Consider the following 22383-nt stretch of genomic DNA (forward strand, 5'->3'; position numbering starts at 1 on the left):
TCGCTCACCAGCGTTCCATGTACGGACGCAGGTCGAGCTCGAAGGTCCAGGCATCGCGCGGCTGCGTGTGCAGGTGCCAGTAGTTCTCGGCGATGTGCTCGGGGTTCAGGATGCCGTCCTCCGACTTCAGCGCGTAGCGCTCGGGGAAGCTGGTGCGGATGAACTCGGTGTCGATCGCGCCGTCGACCACCACGTGCGCCACGTGGATGTTGCGCGGCCCCAGCTCGCGCGCCATGCTCTGGGCCAGCGCGCGCAGCGCATGCTTGGCGCCCGCGAAGGCCGCGAAGTTGGCGGCGCCGCGCAGGGCCGCGGTGGCGCCCGTGAAGATGATCGTGCCGCGGCCGCGCTCGACCATGCGTTTGGCCGCTTCACGGCCGTTGAGGAAGCCGCCGAAGCAGGCCATCTCCCAGATCTTGAAGTACTTGCGCGCGGTCTCCTCGAGGATGCTCGAGGGCACGTTGGCGCCGATGTTGAACACCAGCACCTCGACCGGCCCGACCTCGCGCTCGACCTGCTCGAACAGCGCGATCACCTCCTCCTCCTTGCGCGCATCGGAGCCGAAGGCCACGGCCTTGCCGCCGGCCGCCTCGATGCTCTCGACCAGCGGCTGCAGCTTCTGCGCGTCGCGCCGCGTCACGCAGGCGGTGTAGCCGCCGGCCGCGAAGCGCCTGGCGATCGCCCCGCCGGTGGAATCGCCGGCGCCGATGATCAGCGCCACACCGGCGCCCGCATTGCCCTGGCTCATGTCGTCTCCTTGATTGAACGCTCGTGGACCAAAGCACGGTAAAGGAGAGGCATCGGGCTGTCAATCGAGCGCGCGACAGCATTCCGATGGCGCATGCACCGCATGCGGCCGGCGGGTTTCAGTCCAGGTGGTTGCGCTCGATGTCGCGGCGGGTCGAGTTCAGGATGTCCTGGCGCGTGCGGTCGTTCTCGACCACGCGCGCCATCAGCAGCGCGCCCACGCACTGCGCCATCACGGCCCAGGCCGCGTCGTCGTCGCCCGCCAGGCGCTGGCTCCAGGCCTTGTGCAGTTTCTTCAGGCCGCGCTCGACCGCCGCGCGCACGGCCGGGTCGGAGCGCGCGATCTCGGCGCCCAACGCGGGCAGCGCACAGCCGGTCTCGGGGTGCAGGGCATGGGCGCTGCTGAGGTAGCTCTTGAGGCAGCGCGCCACGTGGTCGGGCGGCGAGTCGGGCGTGCCCGCGAGCATCTCGGCGCTGTTCTCCATCTCGCGCTCGATCAGCGCCGCGAACAGTTCGCCCTTGGAGCCGAAGTGGCTGTAGAAGGCGCCGCCCGTGAGTCCGATGGCCGACATCAGCGCATCGACGCCGGTGCTGCTGAAGCCCCCCTTCTTGGCGATCGCTCGGCTGCTCTCGAGCAGCTTCTCGCGGGTCTCTTCCTTGTGGTTGGGGGCGTAGCGCATGGCGGTTCCTCGGCGCGGGATTCCGGTGGACAGGGCGATGGGAAAAATAACATACGATCGTTCAGCCATCCTGACGCCAGGCCATCGATCGCTGCTCGTTTTCCCGGGTCCCTTGCAAGGCCCGCGCCCGCCGTGGAAGGCCTTTTCAGACGGCCGGCGCACCGATCCCGAGCAATTTCTTCACCAGCACGTACTGCGCATCGAGCATCGAGGTGCCCAGCGAGATGCGGCAGCCGCGCGCTTGCGCCGCGGCCAGCAGCGGCGTGATCGCGGGCGTCATGATGATCTCGGCCACGTCGGTGCCTGCCGCCAGGTGCGCCACGTCGAGCGGCAACGCATCGCCCTCGTGCATGCCCATCGAGGTGGTGTTGACCACGAGGTCGAAGCCGCGCGGGTCGTTCGTGCCCGCGCGCGCGTTGCAGTCCGGGTACGCGGTGGCCACATCGGCCGCCAGCGCCTCGGCCCGCTCGTTCGTGCGGTTGTGGATCACCAGTTCGCGCGCGCCCGCCTCGGCGATGCCGAAGGCCACCGCGCGCCCCGCGCCGCCCGCGCCGAGCTGCAGCACGCGGCGCCCCTGTAGCGTGATCCCCTGCCCCGCGAGCCCGTCGACGAAACCGCGACCATCGAGGTTGTCGCCCGTGAGCCGGCCCTCGGCGTCGCGCCGCACGAAGTTGACCGCGCCGATGCGCGCCGCGCGCGGCGTGGTCGCGTCGAGCAGCGGCAGCACGGCGATCTTGTGCGGGATGGTCACGCCGAAGCCGAGCACGTTGCGCATGCGGCGCAGCGCGTCGATCACGGTCGCGAGGTCGGCGGGCGCCACGTGCAGCGGCGACACCGCGATGTCCAGGCCCTCGGCCGCGAAGCGGTCGTTGAGCCGCAGCGAGCCCACCACGTGGGCCACGGGATCGGCCAGCATCAGCATGATGCCGGTGCGGCCGGTGATGCGCATCTCGGTCATGGCAACGCTCAGGCGGGCAGCTCGAACGGGGCCGGATCGAGGAAGCGCCGCAGCACGTTGCCGGTGATGCGGCTCACGTTGTTGTCGTAGCCGTTGTGGCTCAGCGAGAGCACATAGGAGATCGAGCCGGTGGAGAACACCGCGCCGCCCCTGGCGGTCTCGAAGAACACCATGTCGGCGCGCACCAGCGCGTTCTGCTCGCCGTCGAGGCCATGCACCGTGGTGCGGTACTCCTCGGGCGTGGGCAGCGCGCCCGGGCCCAGGCCGTGCGAGGTCGCGAGCATCACGGCATGCGGCGGCGAGCCGAGGCCGACGTCGAAGCGGTCGATCTCGATGCCGACCGCGCCGCCGATGCGCACGCCGTAGTCGCCGATTCGCTCGCCCTGCGCGATGCCCTCGACCGCGAAGGCCACGCGCGCGTCGGCCGCATCGGGCGTCAGCAGGTAGTAGCCGGCGTGGTCGTAGACCATGGCCGAGAAGCCCACGCCGATCAGCTTCTGCGGCGCGAAGCCGCTGTGGCGCCACAGCGCGCCGGGCTCGCCGGTGCCGGCCAGGTGCACCTCGCCGGGCTGCGATTCCCAGGTCCGCGTGCCGGCCATGCCGCGCCGCACCTCGACCGCGGCCGGCGCCTTCGGATGGAAGGCGCAGCGCCAGTAGAAGCCGTTGGCGCCGAGCGCGAGGTGGCGTCCGCCCGCGTTCTGGAAGGCCATGATGCCGTTCATCATCGCCTCGCTGTAGTACTCGGGATGCGACAGTGTCGCCAGCACGCGGTAGCCCGCGAGCGCGCCCGCGCCCTGGCGGTCGAGCTCGACGTCGGTCACCACGTCGTAGTCGATGCCCTTCTCCTCGAGCCAGTCGAGGAAGTGGCTGTCGATCGCGAGGTTGCCGGGCTGCGAGCGCGGCCGCATGTTGAGCACCGGGCGCAGCCACGAGCTGTAGGCGCGGCCGCTGCCGTCGATGTGGTGGTCGTAGGTCGACTGGCCGACCTCGGGATGTTCCTGCAGGTAGATGTCGTCGCCGGTCAGCATCAGCAGGCGCTCGGTCAGCACCTCGAAGTGCACCGCGTGCAGCCGCAGCGCGCTGTTGGCGTAGGCCATGTAGGTCATGCTCGCGGCCAGCACCGCGAGCGGCGCGCGCCTGGCATCGGCCGCGGGCGTCACGAAGAAGGTGATGAAGGTCTCGGCCGCGCTGCCGTCCACGGGCCGCAGGCGCAGCGCGTGGAAGCCCGACTTCCAGTCGGACGGCACGTCGAGCTCGAGCGTCGCGGGCCAGCCGCAGTCGTAGATGTCGTCGCTGTGGAAATGGATGGCGCCGTACTCGCGCGGTGCCAGTCGCCAGTCGTGCACGTCGCCGGTCCAGTGCACGCCGGTCATGCCGCGGCAGGGCAGCTGGTGCAGCCGGCCGTCGAGGCGGTTGGAGGAGCGGTCGAGCACCTCGAGCGTGTCGATGCCGTGCGAGAAGTCCCAGCAGGCGATCAGCGCGGCATCGGCCAGGCCCGGGCGCGCGAGGTCGTCGCAGCGGCGCAGCGCATCCACGCCCAGCAGGCCTTCGGCGATGCGCGGTGCCTCGATCTTGCCGTCGTAGTGCGCGCCGCAGCGGCTACCGGTGGCCGACAGCGCATGCGCGGCCACGGTCAGCGGGCCCTGCGAATCGAGGCGCCAGCCGCCCGGCTTGGTCGCGCGCGCCTCGCGGCGCTGCTCGGGCAGCGCGCCGTCGGCCAGCCGGCATTGCGACAGCACCATCTCGCCGGTCGTCGCATCGAGCGCGCCCTGCACCCAGTACCAGCGGCGCTGCTCGAGCGGCGCATCGGTCTTCAGCTCGATCGCGCCATCGGCGCCGCCCACGCGCAGGCGCAGGCCCTCGCGCGACAGCTGCAGCGCCCAGCCGCGGCCGCTGTCCTCGCACCAGCGCGCGAGCACGGTCTGCGGCGTGGCCAGCAACCGGGTCGGCCAGACGTAGCAGCCGAACGAGAACGCACCCTCGGGCGCGAGGCGCGCATCGGCGGGCACCGACATGAAGGAGCCGCAGGGCGCCTCGTGGAACGCGACCGCATGCACGCCGTCGATCGGCGACGTGAGCTCGCGGTACTTGATGCCGGGCCCGGTGGCGTCGGCGTCGGCGCAGCGCACGCGCACGAACTTCACGTCGGCCTGCTGCTTCGCTTCGCTGCTGAGGTGGAATCGGATGCGTTCGCCGGCGCGCACGCTGAGGGTGTCGGGGTAGCCGACGAAGGCATTGGTGTCGATGGGGGCGCTCATGGTCGTCTCGCGGTGTTCTTCTTCAATCCAGCTTCAGCTCGGTGCCGGTCAGCGCCTTCCAGCGCAGGCCGAACACATGCCACTCGGCGTCGTCGAGCGACTCGAACACCACGTCGTGGAACACCTTGACCTTCTGGCCGCGCTCGTCGGGCATCTGCGCCAGCGCCCAGCGGCGGCCCGGCTCGACCATCACCAGCAGATAGCGGCCGGGGAAGGCGCCCCAGCGCATGCGATGCAGGAGCTTCTTCAGTTCCTCGCTGTGCGGTCCGCGGATGCAGCCGCGGAATTCGCGCGCGAGGTCGGTGCGCTTGGGGTCGAGTACGTAGCGCGCCGCGTTCGGGTCGCTGGTGTGGTCCATCATGGGGTGGGAGGCTTTCTGCCGGTCGGTGGCGGCTGGTTGCGCAGCGCGAGCAGTTCTTCGGCGCGCGCGGGATTGGCATCGATCTCCCCGAGCACGCGCACGAAGTCGCGTCCGCCCTCGATCAGGTCCTGCTCGATGGCGTGGCGCACCAGCGCGGTGTCGCGCTGCTGCAGCCCGCGCAGCACGTTCACGTGCTGGTGCTCGGCGTCGTAGGTCGGGTGGCCGTGGGGATAGAGGAAGTTCATCATCGGCCCCACCTGCACCCAGATGCGGTCCAGCAGCTCGGTGAGCTGCGGCATGCCCGAGTGGCGGTAGATGCCGAAGTGGAAGTCGAAGTTGTGCTGCAGCGCGGCGCGGTAGTCCTTGGTCTTCTCCGCGCGCACCAGCAGCCGGTGGCTCTCGGTGAGCTGCTTGATGGTGGCGTTGTCGAGCAGCGGCACCGCGCGCTCGGCCGCCAGCGGCTCGAGCGCGAGCCGGATGTCGCGCAGCTCGAGGTACTCGGCCAGCGAGAGCTGGCGCACGCGGATGAAGTAGCCCTCCTTCATCTCGAGCGCGCGGTCACGCACGAGCTGGATCAGGGCCTCGCGCACCGGCGTCTCGCTGGTGCCCATGGTCTTGGCCAGCTCGCGGATCTTCAGGCGCTGGCCCGGCTGGAAGGTGGCCGACATCAGCTGCTCGCGCAGGTGCTCGTAGATCTGGCTCGCCAGATTGGTGCGTTCGACCACGTTGATGACCGGGGTTGCCATGGGCTTCTCTCTCCTTGATTGCGTGTGTGCCGGGAATCGCGCGGCGGCGTATTGTGGCCCTGCCGTGGCCCCGCGAGCGGCACTCACGCGATCGGGATCAGCGTCCCAGCCAGGCGATCCAGCGGTCGCGCAGCATCTGGCGGTTGTTGCCGATCCACTCGTAGTCGGCCACGATCAGCTTGTCGAAGTTCTCGGCCGAGGTGGCGAGCATGGCGCGGCGCTCGGGCGGGAACAGGCTCGCGGTCTTGCCGTTGCCGGTGTCGTAGTTGACGGCATTGACGAAGTTCACGTGCTGCTCGGGCGCCGAGGCATAGAAGAAGTCGAGGTAGGCCATGGCCGCCTTCGGGTGCGGCGCGCCCTTGGGGATCGACATGTAGCCGACATCGCGCACGGCGCCGTCCCACGACACGGCGATCGGCACCTTGGCGTTCATCAGCGAGATCAGGCGGCCCGAGTAGCCCATGCTCATGACCACTTCCTTGTTGCGCATGATCTGCTGCAGCTGGTCGCCGCTCTTCCACCAGACGGCGACGTTGGGACGCAGCTTGTCGAGCTTCTTGTAGGCGCGGTCGAGGTCGAGCGGAAACAGCTTGTCGGGCGCGACGCCGTCGGCCAGCAGCGCCGCCACCGGCACCCACCATTCGCGGTCGCCGGTGTCGGGCAGGCCGCGCGGGCCGGGGAACTTGGCCGTGTCCCAGAAGTCGGCCCAGGTCTTGGGCACGTTGGCGCCCTTGAAGGCCTCGGTGCTGTAGCCGATCTGCATGCCGCCCACGGTGCGCATCACGCCGTAGGTGGTGCAGGCGCCCTTCACGCCGTTGGCGGTGACGTTGGGCAGCTTGCTGCAGTCGATGGCCTGCAGCAGCTCCTTCTTCTGCACCAGGTCGGGCGGGGTGGCGGTCACGATGTCGAACTCCATGCCGCCGCTGCGCGACATGGCCTGCACCTTGGCCCACTGGTCGGGCACCTCGATGGCGGCGGGCACCACCTCCACGCCCTTGGCCTTGGAGAAGGGGGTGTAGAAGTACTGCACCAGCGTCTTCTCCATCAGGCCGCCGGTGGTGGCGATCACCAGTTCCTTCTCGAGCCCCTGCGCCGAGGCGCCGGTGAACGCCGCGCAGGCGAGCAGCGCGAGGGCGGCACCCTTGCTTCGAGCCAGACATTTCATCATCGCGAACTCCTTGTGAGTGAGGACCAGGAAAAAACGGGGGGCGCGCTCATTCGGCACGGCGCCGGCGCTCGAGTACGCGCAGCAGCGCCACGGCGATCAGCACCGCGATCGACAGCAGCGTGAGCAGCGTGGCGATGGCCGGGATCACGGGCGTGAGGTTCTGCTCGATGTCCTCGAACATGCGCCGCGGCAGGGTGCGCTGGCGCACGCTCGAGACGAAGAACGAGACCACGGGCTCGTCGAAGGAAATGATGAAGGCGAACAACGCGCCACTCAGCAGGCCCGGCACGATCAGCGGCAGCGTCACGTGGAAGAACGCGCGCGCGCGGCTCGCGCCGCAGCTCATGGCGGCCGATTCGAGGTCGGGGTCGACGCGCGACAGCGCGGCCGAGACCGTGAACACCACGAAGGGCAGCGCCAGCACCGTGTGCGCCGCCACGAAGCCGGCCAGCGAACCGACCACGCCCAGGCGCTGGTAGAACAGATAGCAGGCCACCGCCACCGCGATGTGCGGCGCGATCACCGGGCCGATCACCATCAGCTGCGTGGCCGAGCGGAAGCGCTCGGTACCGCGCACGATGGCGTACGACACCATGGTGCCGATGACCACCGAGCAGACCATGGTGAGCGCGGCCACCTGCAGGCTCAGCAACGCCGCCTTCTGCCACTGCGGATCGCCAAAGAACTCCTGGTACCAGTGCAGGGTGAAGCCGCTGGGCGGGAACTCGAGGAAGTCGGCCGGGCTGAAGGACATCGGCACGATGATCAGCGTGGGCACCATGATGAACAGCACCACCAGCCAGACGTAGGCGCGCAGCGAGAAGGCGCCGAGGTCGAAGGGCGCCCGGTGGCGCACGGTGTTCTCGTTCTTGCTCATGCGCCGCCCCCGATCAGCCGGTTGAAGCTCACGGCCTTGTTGAAGACCATGGTCAGCGTGGCCACCACCACCATCAGCACGCCGATCAGCGCGGCCGCGAAGGGCCAGTCGAGCATCTCGCGCACCTGCTGCGAGACCAGCGTGGCGATCATCAGCTCCTGCGGGCTGCCGACCAGCGCCGGCGTGACGAAGAAGCCCAGCGCCGAGAGGAACACCATCAGGCAGCCGCTCCACACGCCCGCGCGGCTCATCGGCAGCAGCACCTCGAAGAAGGCGCGCCGGCGGTTGGCGCCGAGCATGGCGGCCGCGCGCATGTAGTCGTCGGGAATGTTCTTGAGCGCCGAGTAGATCGGCAGGATCAAAAAGGGCAGCAGCACGTGCGCCATCGCGAGCACCACCGCGCCCTCGGTGTAGAGCAGTTTCACGGGCTCGCCCGTGAGGCCCAGCCACTGCAGCGCGTTGTTGACGATGCCGTCGCGGCGCAGCAGCACGATCCAGGCGGCCGTGCGCACCAGCACGCTGGACCACAGCGGCAGCAGCACGCAGGCCGTGAGCAGCGCGGCCACGGCGCCCTTCACGCGCGTCATCAGGTAGGCGATGGGAAAGCCCAGCACCAGCGCCAGCACGGTGGTCAGCAGGCTGATCCAGCCGGTGCGCAGCATCACGCGCACGTAGACCGGGTTGTCGAACACGCGCGCGTAGTTCGCGAGCGTGGGATGCGGTTCGAGCACGCTGAGCGACAGCAAGCTCAGCAGCGGATAGACGAACACCAGCAGCAGCAGCGCGAAGAAGGGCGCGAGCAGCACGGCCGAGGCCGCGACGCTGAGCTGCCGGCCGCCGAGCCACAGGCGCGAGAACGCCGAGGGCGAGGCCGCGATGACGGGCGCGGTCGCCGTGCTCATGCCGCGGCCACCTCTTCGCCATAGATGCGCAGCGCATCGGCCGGCCACAGCAGGCCCACGCGGTCGCCGGCCGCGAGCGCGACGCGGCTCGGGTCGGGCAGTCGCGCGCGCAGCTCGGTGCCGTCGGACAGCTGCGCGATGCACAGCACGGTGGAGCCGCTGTAGATCACGCCGCTCACGGTGGCGCGCAGCGCGGCCGGATCCTCGGGGCTGCCGATCACGATCTGCTCGGGGCGCAGCGCAGCCACGGCACGGCCGCCGGCAGCGACGCGCCCCACCAGCGCATCGGTGCGCACCTCGCGCGGGCTCGCGCCACCGGGCAGCTGCACCAGTGCGCCCTGGGTGCGCAGCGGGCCGATCTCGGCCGGCATGAAGTTGGTCTCGCCGATGAAGCCCGCGACGAAGCGCGTGCGCGGCCGCTCGTACAGCGCCTTGGGCGCGTCGAGCTGCTGGATGCGGCCCTGGTTGAGGATCGCCACGCGGTCGGCCATGGTCAGCGCCTCGCCCTGGTCGTGCGTGACGAAGACCACCGTGATGCCGAGCTGCGACTGCAGCCGCTTGATCTCGAGCTGCATCTCCTCGCGCAGGTTCTTGTCGAGCGCGCTCAGCGGCTCGTCCATCAGCAGCACCTTCGGCTTGTAGACGATGGCGCGCGCCAGCGCCACGCGCTGCTGCTGGCCGCCCGAGAGCTGCGCCGGCATGCGCTTGCCGTAGCCCTCGAGCCGCACCGTGGCCAGCGCCTGCTCGGCCAGGCGATGGCGCTCGGCGCGCGCCACGCCGCGCATCTTGAGGCCGAAGGCCACGTTGTCGAGCACCGAGAGGTGCGGGAACAGCGTGTACTTCTGGAACACCATGCCGAGGTTGCGCTGGCTCGCGGGCAGGTAGGTGACGTCGCGGCCGTCGATGGCGATGCTGCCCGCATCGGGCAGCTCGAAGCCCGCGATGCTCATGAGGATCGAGGTCTTGCCCGAGCCGCTGGGCCCGAGCAGCGCGAGGAATTCGCCGGGCTGCACGCTCAGCGAGACATCGTCGACCGCGCGCACCGCGCCGAAACGCTTGGCGAGGCCGCGGATCTCGATGCCGGCACCGCCGACGCGTTCGGAGCCCGCAACGGGCGGTTGGGTTGCCGTGGATGCCATGCTGCGGATTCCTCTGGGTGCGTGCGGGAGTGCGTGAGATAGGGACGTCAGCGCCGGCCGAAGCGCGCTGCGACGGCGGCGAAGGCCGCGTCGGTGGCCTGCAGGGCCAGGTCGATGTCTTGCACGGTGTGTGCCAGCGACAGGAACATGTTGTGCTTCGGATGCAGGTAGACGCCGCGGCGCAGCGCCTCGACCGTGAACACTGCCCCCTTGTCGAAACCCGGGTCTTCGTCGAACAGGATCAGCGGCAACGCGGCCGGACCCGTCTGGCGCACCGGCACGCCATGGCTCGCGGACTGCGCGGCGATGCCGTCGCGGAAACGCTGGCCCATGGCCTGCACGTGACCCACCACGTCCTGCGCATCGGCCACTTCGATCGTTGCCAGGCCCGCGGCCATCGCCACGCCGCCCGACCAGAACGAGCCCGTGGTGTAGATGCGCGTGGCCGCTTCTCGCAACGCATCGACGCCGGTCACGGCCGCGAGCGCATAACCATTGGCGATCGACTTGCTCCAGGCGCTGAGGTCGGGCCGCACGCCCACGGTCTCCCAGCTGCCGCCCGCATGCACGCGAAAGCCCGCGCGCACCTCGTCGAGGATCAGCGCGGCACCGGCCTGGTCGCACAGCTCGCGGGCACGGCGTGCGAACGCGGGCGTGGGCAGCTCCTGGTCGATGCCCAGGTCGTGCTTGAAGGCCGCGCAGACGATGGCCGCGAAGTCGGAGCCCGCCTGGGCAACGGCAGCCTCGAGGCTCGCGATGTCGTTGTAGGTGTAGTGGATCAGGTGCGCGCGGTCCTCGGGCGTGATGCCCTGGGGGATCGGCGTGCACCAGGGATCGGCACCGTGATAGGCCTTGGTCGCGACCAGCACCTTGCGCTTGCCGGTGGCCGCGCGCGCCACCATCAGGCAGACGGTGGTGGCATCGGTGCCGTTCTTCTGGAACAGCACCCAGTCGGCGTGGGCGCTGCGCGCGACGAAGCGTTCGGCCAGCTCGACGAAGCGCGCCGTGGGGCCGTCGAGGCAGTCGCCCAGGGCCTGCTGCCTGCGCGCCGCCTCATCGACCACCGGATGGTGATGGCCCAGCAGGTTCGGACCCCAGCTGCACATGAAGTCGATGTATTCGTTGCCGTCGACGTCCCAGACGCGGCAGCCCTGGCCGCGTTCGAAGAACTGCGGATAGCCCGCGGGCAGCGAGGCCGCATTCAGGTGCCCCGTCATGCCGCCAGGCACGACCTTGGCGGCGCGCTGCCGGAGCTGGAGATCGTGCTGGTTCGGCCTGTTCTGCGAGGCGGCGGACGACATTCGGGAACCCTTCGTTGCGTTAGTTTTGAGGCATGATATATCATATTTACTGTAGCGCAATAGCTCACAAACCCGGCATCCGCCCTCGCACGAGAACGATCGGAGACACCCATGGCATTACTGTTCGGCGCCCTCGCCGATGACCTGACCGGCGGCATGGAACTGGCCGCGATGCTGGTGGCGCACGGCGTGCGCTGCGGCTTCGTGACGCGGCCCGAAGCCCTGGCCGAACTCGGCGACGAACTCGACGCGGTGGTGATCGCGCGCAAGACGCGCGTGGTGCCGGCGGCCGACGCGGTCGCGGCCTTCGAGGCCGGCGCGCGTGCGCTGCTGGAGCGCGGCGCGCGCCAGCTCTTCTTCAAGTACTGCGCCACCTTCGACTCCACCGACGACGGCAACATCGGCCCCTGCGCCGACCTGCTGCGCGAGCTCACGGGCGCGAAGCTCACCGCCTTCTGCCCCTCGTTCCCCGAGGCCGGCCGCCGCGTGTTCCAGGGCCATCTGTTCGCCGACCAGATGCTGATCTCGGAGTCGCCCAAGCGCTTCGATCCGCTGACGCCGATGCTCGATCCCAACCTCGTGCGCACGCTGCAACGCCAGACGAAGACCCGCGTCGGCCTGATCCCGCAGCAGGTGGTGCATGCGGGCCTCGAGGCGATGCGCGCGCACGTGGCCGCGCTCGAGGCCGAGGGCACCGGCTTCGCGATCGCCGACGCAGCCGAGCCCGAGGACCTGCGCGCCCTCGCCGGCCTGACCTGGGACTGGCCGCTGATGACCGGCAACTCCTCGATCGGCGCCTACTACCCCGCGCTGTGGCGCGAGCACGGCTGGCTGGCAGCGGGCGACCGCGCGCCGCGCCTGCCGGCGGTCGAGGGCCCGGGCGTGGTGCTGGCCGGCAGCTGCGCCGACCGCTCGATCGAACAGCTGCGTGCCTTCGAACGCGAACGGCCGGTGCACTGGATCGACGTCGAACGCGCGATCGACGGCGCCGACGTGATCGGCGAAGCGCTGGACTGGGCGCTCGCGGCGCTGCCGCAGGGCCCGGTCGCGATCGCGACCTCGGCGCATGCGCCGGTGATCGAGCGCGTGCAGGCGCGCATCGGCCGGCACGAGGCGGCGGCGCTGGCCGAGGACATCCTCGGCCGGCTCGCGGTGCGGCTGCGCGATGCGGGCGTCAAGCGCTTCGTGATCTCGGGCGGCGAGACCTCGGGCTCGGTGCTCGCGCACCTCGCCATCGACCGGCTGCAGGTCGGCCCCTATGCCGGCCCCGGCATCGCGCGCGCGGTGACCCTCGGCGCCGCGCCGCTCGCGCTGTGCCTCAAGTCGGGCAAGCTGGGGCCGGTCGACATGCTGCTGCCCATGCTGCAGAGCATGCGCGACGCGGCCCGCTGAAGAACCGAACGTCCCACCTTCGCTTCACCGCGCCGACGCGCGCAAGGAACCGCCCATGACCACGTCCCCGTCTCCCCTCCCCCTGTCCGAAGACGCCCTGCGCCAGGCCCTGGCCGCCGGCTATCGCCGGCTCGCGCAGCTCGGCCTCAACAGCGGCAGCGCGGGCAACATCAGCTGCCGCTTCGACGGCGGCGCGCTGATCAGCCCCACGGGTGCCGACGCCGACACCATCGACCCGCAGGCGCTGGTGTCGATCACGCTCGACGGCGAGACCCGCGGCGCGGGCATCCCCTCGAGCGAATGGGCGATGCACACCGCCATCTACCGCCGCTACCCGCAGGCCGAGGCCGTGGTCCACACGCATTCGGATGCCTGCGTCGCGCTGTCGGCGCATCGGCGACCGATCCCGGCCTTCCACTACATGCTCGCGGGCTTCGGCGGCGACGACATTCCCTGCGCGCAGTACGCCACCTTCGGCACCGATGCGCTCGCGCAATCGGCGGTGGATGCGCTCGAGAACCGCAACGCCTGCCTGCTCGCGAACCACGGGATGATCTGTTACGCGGCCACGGTCGAGAAGGCGGTGGCGAACGCCGCCAAGCTCGAGACCCTGGCGCGCCAGTACTGGATGAGCGCGCAGCTCGGCGCGCCCGTGATCCTCGACGCGCAGGAGATGGAGACGGTGCGCCAGCGCTACCGCGGCTACGGCAAGTCGCGGCTGCCCACGCGCGGCTGAGTCAGTCGGCGCCGAACGCCAGCACGAAGGCCGCGGTCGCACCCTCGGGGCAGCGCAGCGCGAAGCCCTCGGGCGTCGCACGCAGCGCCAGGGCCGCGCCGCCTTCGATGCGGTCCGCCTCGCCGCGCGCGACCTCGGCGCCATCGCACCACAGGGTCCAGGCACCGCGCGATGCCAACCGCCCGATCTCGACCTCGACGCCGCCGCGCGCGCCCTCGCAGCGGCGCAGCGCGAAGCGCAGCACGCGCGCCTCGGTGTCGAACACCGCCTGCAGCACATCGACCGCGTCGTCCACGCGCACCAGCGCGGGCTGGCGATGGTGGTGCTCGGGCCAGGGCTGGTTGTAGAGGCGCCAGAGCCCGTCGGGTACGTTGAGGCTCGCGTAGCCCAGCAGCACGTTGCCGGTCATCGGCTCGACCAACGTGCGATGGCCCTGCGCGTCCTCGGGCCGGTCGTTGCGCGGGAAGTGGAAGCCGCCCTCGCGCCAGCTCGGCGCCATGTGGCGATCGGCATGGCGCATGAAGCCCTCGAGCGTGGCCGCGTCGCCCATCTCCGAGGCCCAGGCCGCGGCCCAGCCGAAATCGGAATCGTCGTTGACCACCTGCTGGCCCATCACCGGCGGCCGTTCGGCCGAGCGCACCGAGCAGGCGCCGTCCTCGCCGCGCAGCAGCCAGCCCGCGAGCTGTGCCGGATAGTGCGCATGCACGAAGTCGCGGTTCCACATGTTCATCAACATGCCGCACCAGGCATCGACCCAGGGCGAGGGGCCGGCGTTGTCGCGCAGCGCCTGCGTGTCCTGCGCCATCATCGTGAGGTAGTGGCCATTGGCGCCGAGCCGGCCGAAGCGCTCCCAGGCCTGCTGGTAGGCCGTCGTGACCTCGGCCGCCATCGCGCCGCCATGCACCAGGTCGTGCATGCGAAAGCCCAGGATCGCGGGCTGGTTGCAGATCTGGAACACGCAGTTGGGCTCGCAGGCCACGCCGAGGTAGCCGCTCTCGACCATCTGCCAGTAGACGTGCTGGTTGAGGCTGCGCTGGTCGTATTCGAAGCGGCGCTCCTTGCCGCCCCAGAAGAAGGACCAGTAGCTGAAGGTCAGCGCGCCGGGCTGCGCATAGCGGTCGTCGTCGAACAGGTAGTGGTGCAGCAGCGCCATCGACTGCACGTAGGCGCTGTACATGATGTTGTCGCGCCCGACCGGGTTCCAGTCCTCCTCGTAGTCGTGCGAGCGGTGCATGTTGAACACGCTGCCGCCGCGGCTCACGCGCGCCCAGTACATCCAGACCTCGGGCAGCAGCATCTTGGCGATCAGCCGCTCGAACACGGGCCGGAAGGCGCCGGGCGCCGCCGGCAGCCGATGGCGGTGCGCGAGCGCGATCGCATAGGCCATGTAGGCGAGCTGGAAGCGGTAGCCGCCGAAGTCGTCCTGGCCGGTGCCGCGGCCCTGCATGCCAGACCAGTCGTTGACCGGCTGGCGCGAGAGGTTGGCGAAGTGGCGCAGGTGGCCGGCTTGCCGGTCGCTCAGCGGCGTCGAGGCTTCGGGGCTGTTCATGGCGTGTCTCCCTGCATCAGGTCGGTCATGCGCGCCGCCACCGCGGGCGCATCGAGCGATTCGGCGAAGTGCGCGAGGTAGCGGCCGCCCGGCGCCATGAAGTAGGCCAGCGCGGTGTGCGGCACCACGTAGCCGCCGGGCGCCGCCGCGTCGGGCACGCGGCGCGCGAACACGCGAAAGCTCTTCTTCGCGGCCTCGACCTGCGCCTCGCTGCCCGTGAGGCCGACGAAGCCGCCCGGATGGCGCGCCACGCAGGCGCGCAGCACCTCGGGCGTGTCGCGCGCGGGATCGACGCTCACGTAGAGCGGCTGCACGCGCGCGGCCAGCGGGCCCAGTGCCTGCAGCGCCGCGCCGAGCTTGGCGAGCTCGCGCGGGCAGACCACGGCGCAGTGCGAGAAGCCGAAGAACACCAGCAGGTGGCGATCGCCATAGCTGCGCTGGTCGACCGGCGTGCCGAAGTGGTCGACCAGCGAGAAGGCGCCATCGATCGGCGCGGGCATCGGTGCCGGCGCGGCGGCAGCGGCGCCGCCGCAGCAGCAGGACGCGGGCGCGGCATCGGCGAAGGTGGAGAGGAAGGACATGGGCGCATTCTTATTTGAACGCGTTCATTTATGGCCCGGGTTTTCCCGCAGCGCCACCTATACTTCGGCCGTCCCATCGCCTCCCACTCCCCTCGCCGGCCCCACGCTCCATGCCCTTGCGCGACCCGAAGCACGACCTGCGCCGCCGCGCGCGCAGCCAGGAAGACAAGGCGCTGGTGCGCGAGGACTTCATCGCCGCGGGCCGGCGGCTGCTCGCGGCCGAGGGCGCGGCCGGCGTGTCGCTGCGGCGCGTGGCGGCCGAGGCCGGCTATGCGCCGGGCAGCATCTACCAGTACTTCCACGACCAGCAGGACCTGTTCTTCCACATCCGCGGCCGCGACATGGACAGCGCCACCGAGCACCTGCGCCAGGCCATCGCGCGCACGCGCGATCCCGCGCGGCGCGTGCACAAACTGTTCATGGCCACCGCCGACCACTGGCTCGCGCACATGGAGGAGTTCCTCGAGATCTTCCCCGCGCCCAGCCTGCGCGAGCCGCCGCCGCTGGACAGCGAGGGCCGGCCCTTCGGCCGCTCGCGCGCGGTGGTCGACAGCCTGCAGCTCTACTACGACACGGTCGATGCCTTCTTCGCCACGCTGCCGCGCCCGCCGCTGTCCTCGCGGCTCGCGGCCGACACGCTGCTGGCCTCGGTGTTCGGCACCATCGCCTTTCCGTGCATGACGCGCACCATGGCCTGGTCGGACACGCGCGCGATGGTGTCGCAGCTGGTCGAGGCGATGCTCGCGCAGTGGGCGGCGAAGGGCGCGGCGCGCGCGCGTTGAGCGGCACGGGGCGCCGAACGAACGGTGCCCAAATCCGGCGTCCTTGCGGTTGAGCCCGCGCGGCGTGCGCCGAACAATCCGGCCACCCTCCACTCGGCCCCTTCGCCCCGCACGCCATGAAGCCCGCCTCCCTTCGCGCCCTCGCCGCGCGCCTCCTCGTCGCCGCGTCGGTCATGGCGAGCTGCACGCTCGCGCTCGCCGACACCACGCCGCTGCGCATCCTGGTCGGCTTCCCGGCCGGCGGCTCCACCGACCTGATCGCGCGCCAGCTCGCGGCCGGGCTGCAGGCCGAGCTGGCGCGGCCGGTGGTGGTCGAGAACCGCGCGGGCGCGGGTGGCCAGATCGCGGCGCAGGCGCTCAAGGCCGCGCGGCCCGACGGCCACACGCTGTTCCTCTCGAACGGGCACACGGTGTCCATCGTGCCGGTGACGATGGCGAATCCGGGCTTCGATGTCGCGAAGGACTTCGCGCCGGTCGGCCTCGTGACTTCGAACCCCGACGTGTTCGCGGTCAATCCCGCCGTGGTCGGCACGGGCGTGACCGACATCCGCGGCTTCGCGGCCTGGGCGCAGGCCCATGCGGGCCAGAACAGCGTGGGCGTGCCCGCGCCCGGCAGCGGGCCCGAGTTCGCGGTCGGCGTGCTGGGGCGCGCGCTCTCGACGCCGATGACGGCCGTGCCCTACCGCGGCGACGGGCCGCTGGTGCAGGACCTCGTGGCCGGCCAGGTGCCCGCGGGCATCGGCGGCGTGGGTGCGATCCTGCCCTACGTCGAGAGCGGCAAGCTGCGCCTGCTCGCGGTCAACGGGCCCGAGCGGATCGCGCGGCTGCCCGAGGTGCCGACCTATGCCGAGGCCGGCATCTCGGGCCTCGAGGAGATGATGTTCACGGCCGTGTTCGCACCGGCCGGCACGCCCGCCGCGCTGCTGCGCCAGTACAACGCGGCCATCGCCAAGGTGGTGAATGCGCCGGCCTTCGCGCAGAGGATCGCGAGCCTCGGCGTGACCGCGGCCACCAGCACGCCCGAGGCGCTCGGCCTGCGCGTGGAGAGCGGGCGCGCCGCCTACGGCCGGCTCGTGAAGACGCTCGACTACAAGCTGCAGTAGCGGCCACGGCGCGGCACATGCGCGCAGGCCGCGACGGCGATCAGGGCAGAATCCCCTGCGCCGCGCCGGTCGGCCCGCCTGTCCATGCCGCCTTCCTCGCCTTCTTCCCACGATCCCCGCGCGCGCCGCCGCCGGCGCGCGCTGCTGCTCGGCGCCGGCCTGCTCGCGCTCGCGGCGCTGCTGATCGGCGCCGCCGGCCAATGGGCGGCCGCGCGCGAGGCCAGCTTCCAGGCCGACTCGATCCGCCGCGCGATGGAAGTGCACGTGCTGGGCCTGCGCGACTCGGCCGGCAAGTACAGCTACCTGCCGTTCACCGCGGCGCTGCATCCCGAGGTGCTGGCCGCGCTCGCGCACCCCGGCGACGCGACCGTGAAGCAGCGCGCCAACCTCTACATCGAGGAGGTGAACCGGCAGGCCGGTTCCGACGCGCTCTACCTGATCGACCCGCAGGGCCTCACGCTCGCGGCCAGCAACTGGGCCACGCCGCAGAGCTTCGTCGGCGAGTCCTATGCCAACCGGCCCTACTTCATCGATGCGCGCGCGGGCCGCAGCGGCCTGTTCTACGGCGTGGGCCAGACCACCGGCGAACCGGGCCTGTTCATCTCGGCACCGGTGCGCTCGGACGCGGGCGCGGTGATCGGCGTGGTGACGGTCAAGGTCAGCCTGCGCGCGCTGCAGGAGGCCTGGACCTTCGTGCGCGATCCGATCCTGCTGACCGACGCGCGCGGCATCGTGTTCCTGAGCTCGGTGCCCGCGTGGATGTACCAGGCCACGCGCCCGCTCGACGCGGTGCAGCTCGAGCGGCTGCGGCGCGACCAGCAGTACGGCGCGCGCGCCAGCTTCCCCGCGCTGCCCTGGAAGACGCAGCGCGGCGACGGCGAGCCCGGCTACCTGGTGCGCACCGCGCTCGGCGGCAAGCCGCGCAGCTTCCTCGCGATCGACGAGCCGCTGCCCGACCTGGGCTGGACCCTCACGGTGATGGTCGACCACGCCGAGGTCACGCGCGCGCGCGAGCGCACCTGGATGCTGGGCCTGCTGGGCGCCGGCGTGCTGCTGCTCGGCGGCCTCTACTGGCGGCTGCGCGAGCGCCGCTTCGCCGAGCAACGCGATGCGCGACGCGAGCTCGAGCTGCGCGTGCGCGAGCGCACCCACGAGCTCGACGAGGCCCACGCCTTCCGCAAGGCGATGGAGGATTCGCTGCTGGTCGGCATGCGTGCGCGCGACCTCGAGGGCCGCATCACCTACGTCAACCCGGCCTTCTGCGAGATGACCGGCTACGGCGCCGACGAGCTGCTCGGCAAGCTGCCGCCCTACCCCTACTGGCATCCCGACGAGGTGCCGCGCCACTGGCACCACTACGACGCCATGATGAGCGGCCAGCCCGCGCTGTCGGGCTTCGAGTCGCGGCTGCGCCATCGCGACGGCCGCGAGGTCATCACCATGGTCTACACCGCGCCGCTGATCGACGCCGACGGCGGCCACGCGGGCTGGATGAGCTCGGTGGTCGACATCACCGAGCAGAAGCGCGCCGAGCTGCGCCAGCGCCAGAACGACGAGCAGCTGCAGCATGCGCAGCGGCTCGCGAGCCTGGGCGAGATGGCCTCCACGCTGGCGCACGAGCTCAACCAGCCGCTGATGGCGCTGAGCAGCTTCGCGGGCGCGGCCAAGGCCTTCGCCGAGCAGGGCAACCAGGCGTTGCTGGCCAGCAGCCTCGACGAGACCATGGCGCAGGCACGGCGCAGCGCCGAGATCGTGCGGCGCATCCGCGGCTTCGTGCGCCAGCGCACCGCGGGCACGGAAGACTGCGCGGTGGCGGCGCTGGCCGCCAACGCGCTCGCGCTGCTGCAGGGCGAGATGCGGCAGCGCCAGTCGCGCGCCGAGGTGCGCATCCCGGCCACGCTGCCGCCGGTGCGCGGCGACCGCGTGCTGCTCGAGCAGGTGCTGCTGAACCTGCTGTCCAACAGCCTGCAGGCGATGCAGGCCACGCCGGTCGAACGGCGCGTGGTCGAGCTCGAGGCCGAGGTGGTCGAGGGCCGCATGGAGATCCGCGTGCTCGACCGCGGCACGGGCATCGACGACGCGCTCGCCGAGCAGGTGTTCGCGCCCTTCTTCACCACCAAGCCCGGCGGCCTCGGGCTCGGCCTCAACATCTGCCGCACCATCGTCGAGGCGCACCGCGGCCGGCTGGTGTTCGACCACCGTCCGGGCGGTGGCACGGTATTCACCCTCGTGCTGGAGATCCCCTCCCCATGAACGCATCCGCCAACAACCTCTGCGTGGTCGACGACGACGAGGCCGTGCGCCGCTCGCTCGGCCTGCTGCTGCTCTCGCGCGGCTACGCGGTGCAGACCTTCGCCTCGGGCGAGGACTTCCTGGCCGGCGCCGACCTGCAGCGCGCGGGCTGCGCCATCCTCGACCTGCGCATGGACGGCATGAGCGGGCTGCAGGTGTTCGACGCGCTGCGCGCGCAGGACAGCCCGCTGGTGGTGCTGTTCCTCTCGGGCCATGGCGACATCCCGATGGCGGTGGAGGCGGTGCAGAACGGCGCCTTCGGCTGGCTCGAGAAGCCCTGCAACGACGAGCAGCTGCTCGACAGCATCGCGCGCGCCCTGCAGCGCGCCGGCGAGATCGCCGCGAAGCGCCAAGCGCGGCAGGCCGCGCAGGCGCTGTGGGACAAGCTCACGCCGCGCGAGATGCAGGTGGCGCGGCTGGTGGCCGAGGGCAAGCCGAACAAGCAGATCGCGCTCGAGCTCGCACCGCTCGAGCAGCGCACGGTGGAGACCCACCGGGCCCACGCGTTCGCCAAGCTGGGCCTCGCGAACAGCCACCAGCTCGACCGCTTCCTGCGCGAGCACGGGCTGTAGACGGGGCCGCGCCAGCCCGGAAACGCCCACCTAGGGTTAACCCTTGCGTACCGATACGTAGCCGCGCGGCGGTGGGCTACGGACGACGGCGCGCGCGTGCCGCGACAGACTTCCCGGGCACCGATTCAGGCCGCCTCCAGCGGCCGCGACCCGAGACAAGGACACGCCATGAACACCCTCGCCCGCACCGGCGGCGCCCCCGCCGGCGCCTCGCCGGCCGACACCACGCCCTACACCTTCGAGGAGAAGCGCAAGCGCATCTTCGCCATCTTCGCCGCCTCCTCGGGCAACCTGGTGGAGTGGTTCGACTTCTACGTCTACGCCTTCTGCGCGATCTATTTCGCGCCGGCCTTCTTCCCCAAGTCCGACCCCACGGTGCAGCTGCTCAACACCGCCGGCGTGTTCGCGGCCGGCTTCCTGATGCGCCCGATCGGCGGCTGGCTGTTCGGCCGCATCGCCGACCGCAAGGGCCGCAAGACCTCGATGGTGACCTCGGTCGTGATGATGTGCGTGGGTTCGCTGGTGATCGCCTGCCTGCCGACCTACGCGCAGATCGGTGCCGCCGCGCCCGCGCTGCTGCTGCTCGCGCGGCTGCTGCAGGGCCTGTCGGTCGGCGGCGAGTACGGCACCACCGCCACCTACATGAGCGAGGTGGCGATGCGCGGCCAGCGCGGCTTCTTCTCCTCGTTCCAGTACGTCACGCTGATCGGCGGCCAGCTGCTCGCGGTGGTGGTCGTGGTGGTGCTGCAGCAGGTGCTCGACGAGGCCGAGCTCAAGGCCTGGGGCTGGCGCATTCCCTTCGTGCTGGGCGCCGTGGCGGCCATCGTGGCGCTGCTGCTGCGCCGCACGCTGACCGAGACCGCCAGCACCAAGACCCGCGCCGCCAAGGGCGCCGGCACCATGGGCGAGCTGTTCCGCCACCACAAGCGCGCCTTCCTCGTGGTGCTGGGCTACACGGCCGGCGGCTCGCTGATCTTCTACACCTTCACCACCTACATGCAGAAGTACCTGGTGAACTCGGCCGGCATGTCGATCAAGACCGCCAGCAACGTGATGACCGCGTGCCTGTTCATCTACATGTGCATGCAGCCGTTGTTCGGCGCGCTGTCGGACCGCATCGGCCGGCGCAGCAACATGCTGCTGTTCGGCGCGCTCGGCATGCTGATGACGGTGCCGGTGCTCAGCAGCCTGCAGAACGTCGCCAGCCCGCTGATGGCCGGCGTGCTGATCACCGTCGCGCTGGCGGTGGTGAGCTTCTACACCTCGATCAGCGGCATCGTGAAGGCCGAGATGTTCCCGCCCGAGGTGCGCGCGCTCGGCGTGGGCCTGTCGTACGCGGTGGGCAACGCCATCTTCGGCGGCAGCGCCGAGTACGTGGCGCTGGGCCTGAAGTCGATCGGCCACGAGTCCTACTTCTACTGGTACGTGACGGCGATGATGGTCGTGGCCTTCCTGGTCAGCCTGCTGCTGCCGCGCCAGGCCACCTACCTGCATCACGACAAGTAAGGCGCTCGCGCACCGAGAAGAGTCCCGCCGCGGGGTCCGCGCCGGGACTCTTTTTTTTGGGGGCCTTACTCCGCGCCGAGGCTGCGCAGGTAGGCGCACAGCATGTCGGCCAGCGCCTCGGAATAGGCCTTGATCTGCGCCTCGGTGCGCGGCGTTTCCGAGAACTGCTTGCCGACCGCGCCGAAGGTGGTGGTGACCAGGTCGCCCGCCAGCGCGCGCCGCGCCTTCGACAAGCCGGGCAGCGCTTCGCGCAGGAAGGCCTGCATCGCGCGCTCGCCCGCGGCGCGCGCGGTCTGCGCCTCGGGCGCGTCGCGGTAGAACGGCGCCGCGTCGTGCAAGGCGGTGCGCATGCCGGCCTCCTCGCACTCCGAGCGCACGAAGGCATGGACCAGACGGCGCAGGCGATCGAGCGGCGGCGTCGCCACGTCCTCGAGGATGCCGCACAGCAGCTCGGTGGTCTGGCGCCATTCGTCGCTCTGCAGCCGGAACAGGATCGAGGCCTTGTTCGGAAAGTACTGGTAGACCGACCCCACGCTCACGCCCGCGCGCTCGGCCACGCGCGTGGTGGTGAAGCGGTGCACGCCCTCCCTGGCCAGAACCTGAAGGGCGGCTTCGAGGATCGCCGCGACGAGGTCGCTCGAACGGGCTTGCTGGGGCTGTCTTCTAGAGGAGAGCGGGGCACTGCGGCGGGTGGGCATGGCGTGGCTTTCGGAACGCGAATGGAAAATCTGAAGCT

21 protein-coding genes are annotated in these 22383 nt (G+C 70.9%); 7 read left to right on the plus strand and 14 right to left on the minus strand.

Translation table 11 applies throughout. The features are described from left to right. Window positions 1-4: 4 nt before the first annotated feature. From R0232_RS28965 to R0232_RS29015, 11 genes are all read right to left on the minus strand, one after another. Window positions 5-745 carry an SDR family oxidoreductase gene (locus R0232_RS28965; protein WP_431510301.1) on the minus strand — a complete coding sequence of 247 codons (741 nt, stop codon included), beginning with the start codon at window positions 743-745 and terminating at the stop codon, window positions 5-7. Window positions 746-863: 118 nt separating this feature from the next. Next, a complete protein-coding gene (locus R0232_RS28970) occupies window positions 864-1424 on the minus strand; it encodes a TetR/AcrR family transcriptional regulator (protein WP_093341080.1) in 561 nt (186 codons plus the stop codon). Between the two features lie 145 nt (window positions 1425-1569). Next, window positions 1570-2382, minus strand: a complete 813-nt coding sequence (locus R0232_RS28975; RefSeq protein ID WP_431510302.1) for a shikimate dehydrogenase family protein — start codon at window positions 2380-2382, stop codon at window positions 1570-1572. An 8-nt stretch (window positions 2383-2390) separates the two neighbouring features. Next, a complete protein-coding gene (locus R0232_RS28980; RefSeq protein WP_431510303.1) occupies window positions 2391-4640 on the minus strand; it encodes a N,N-dimethylformamidase beta subunit family domain-containing protein in 2250 nt (749 codons plus the stop codon). A gap of 22 nt (window positions 4641-4662) precedes the next feature. After that, the gene (locus R0232_RS28985; RefSeq protein WP_177239245.1) at window positions 4663-5001 is read right to left on the minus strand and encodes a hypothetical protein; all 339 of its coding nucleotides are present in this window, start codon (window positions 4999-5001) and stop codon (window positions 4663-4665) included. After that, window positions 4998-5747, minus strand: coding sequence for a GntR family transcriptional regulator (locus R0232_RS28990; RefSeq protein ID WP_093341085.1), 750 nt, complete (start codon window positions 5745-5747; stop codon window positions 4998-5000). The genes R0232_RS28985 and R0232_RS28990 overlap by 4 nt, the downstream gene beginning before the upstream one ends. Before the next feature lie 97 nt (window positions 5748-5844). Continuing rightward, complete coding sequence (locus R0232_RS28995) at window positions 5845-6915, minus strand: extracellular solute-binding protein (protein WP_093341086.1); 1071 nt, start codon at window positions 6913-6915, stop codon at window positions 5845-5847. A gap of 46 nt (window positions 6916-6961) precedes the next feature. Then, window positions 6962-7792, minus strand: coding sequence for an ABC transporter permease (locus R0232_RS29000; RefSeq protein ID WP_203202689.1), 831 nt, complete (start codon window positions 7790-7792; stop codon window positions 6962-6964). Next, window positions 7789-8694 (minus strand): ABC transporter permease, encoded by a 906-nt coding sequence (locus R0232_RS29005; RefSeq protein WP_431510304.1) that lies wholly within the window; start codon window positions 8692-8694, stop codon window positions 7789-7791. Before R0232_RS29005 ends, R0232_RS29000 begins: the two co-directional genes overlap by 4 nt. Further along, window positions 8691-9833 carry an ABC transporter ATP-binding protein gene (locus R0232_RS29010; RefSeq protein WP_057591381.1) on the minus strand — a complete coding sequence of 381 codons (1143 nt, stop codon included), beginning with the start codon at window positions 9831-9833 and terminating at the stop codon, window positions 8691-8693. The genes R0232_RS29005 and R0232_RS29010 overlap by 4 nt, the downstream gene beginning before the upstream one ends. A gap of 47 nt (window positions 9834-9880) precedes the next feature. Continuing rightward, complete coding sequence (locus tag R0232_RS29015; protein ID WP_431510305.1) at window positions 9881-11134, minus strand: aminotransferase class III-fold pyridoxal phosphate-dependent enzyme; 1254 nt, start codon at window positions 11132-11134, stop codon at window positions 9881-9883. A gap of 111 nt (window positions 11135-11245) precedes the next feature. Between R0232_RS29015 and otnK the strand changes: the two genes are divergently transcribed. Together otnK and R0232_RS29025 are read left to right on the plus strand one after the other, a co-directional pair. After that, entirely contained in the window at window positions 11246-12526 is a 1281-nt protein-coding gene (gene otnK / locus R0232_RS29020; protein ID WP_431510306.1) for a 3-oxo-tetronate kinase, read from the plus strand. Window positions 12527-12581: 55 nt separating this feature from the next. Continuing rightward, window positions 12582-13262, plus strand: a complete 681-nt coding sequence (locus R0232_RS29025; protein WP_431510307.1) for a class II aldolase/adducin family protein — start codon at window positions 12582-12584, stop codon at window positions 13260-13262. A gap of 1 nt (window position 13263) precedes the next feature. Here R0232_RS29025 and R0232_RS29030 read toward each other — a convergent pair whose 3' ends face one another. After that, complete coding sequence (locus R0232_RS29030) at window positions 13264-14811, minus strand: hypothetical protein (RefSeq protein ID WP_431510308.1); 1548 nt, start codon at window positions 14809-14811, stop codon at window positions 13264-13266. Beyond that, entirely contained in the window at window positions 14808-15392 is a 585-nt protein-coding gene (locus tag R0232_RS29035; RefSeq protein ID WP_431510309.1) for an SCO family protein, read from the minus strand. The genes R0232_RS29030 and R0232_RS29035 overlap by 4 nt, the downstream gene beginning before the upstream one ends. A 110-nt stretch (window positions 15393-15502) precedes the next feature. Between R0232_RS29035 and R0232_RS29040 the strand changes: the two genes are divergently transcribed. The 5 genes from R0232_RS29040 to R0232_RS29060 all read left to right on the plus strand — a co-directional run bounded on the left by R0232_RS29040 (window position 15503) and on the right by R0232_RS29060 (window position 21647). Beyond that, complete coding sequence (locus R0232_RS29040) at window positions 15503-16174, plus strand: TetR/AcrR family transcriptional regulator (RefSeq protein WP_431510310.1); 672 nt, start codon at window positions 15503-15505, stop codon at window positions 16172-16174. A gap of 116 nt (window positions 16175-16290) precedes the next feature. After that, window positions 16291-17277, plus strand: a complete 987-nt coding sequence (locus tag R0232_RS29045; RefSeq protein WP_431510311.1) for a tripartite tricarboxylate transporter substrate-binding protein — start codon at window positions 16291-16293, stop codon at window positions 17275-17277. Between the two features lie 84 nt (window positions 17278-17361). Beyond that, entirely contained in the window at window positions 17362-19530 is a 2169-nt protein-coding gene (locus R0232_RS29050) for a sensor histidine kinase (protein WP_431510312.1), read from the plus strand. Further along, window positions 19527-20141 (plus strand): response regulator, encoded by a 615-nt coding sequence (locus R0232_RS29055; protein ID WP_209541795.1) that lies wholly within the window; start codon window positions 19527-19529, stop codon window positions 20139-20141. The genes R0232_RS29050 and R0232_RS29055 overlap by 4 nt, the downstream gene beginning before the upstream one ends. A gap of 168 nt (window positions 20142-20309) precedes the next feature. Then, window positions 20310-21647 (plus strand): MFS family transporter, encoded by a 1338-nt coding sequence (locus tag R0232_RS29060; protein ID WP_431510313.1) that lies wholly within the window; start codon window positions 20310-20312, stop codon window positions 21645-21647. A gap of 65 nt (window positions 21648-21712) precedes the next feature. On the opposite strand, the gene R0232_RS29065 is transcribed toward R0232_RS29060, so the two are convergent. After that, on the minus strand, window positions 21713-22345 hold the full coding sequence (locus R0232_RS29065) for a TetR family transcriptional regulator (protein ID WP_395350326.1): 633 nt from the start codon (window positions 22343-22345) through the stop codon (window positions 21713-21715). Window positions 22346-22383 lie beyond the last annotated feature (38 nt).

The organism is Variovorax sp. DAIF25 (assembly GCF_050711835.1).
Classification (GTDB): Bacteria; Pseudomonadota; Gammaproteobacteria; order Burkholderiales; family Burkholderiaceae_C; genus Variovorax.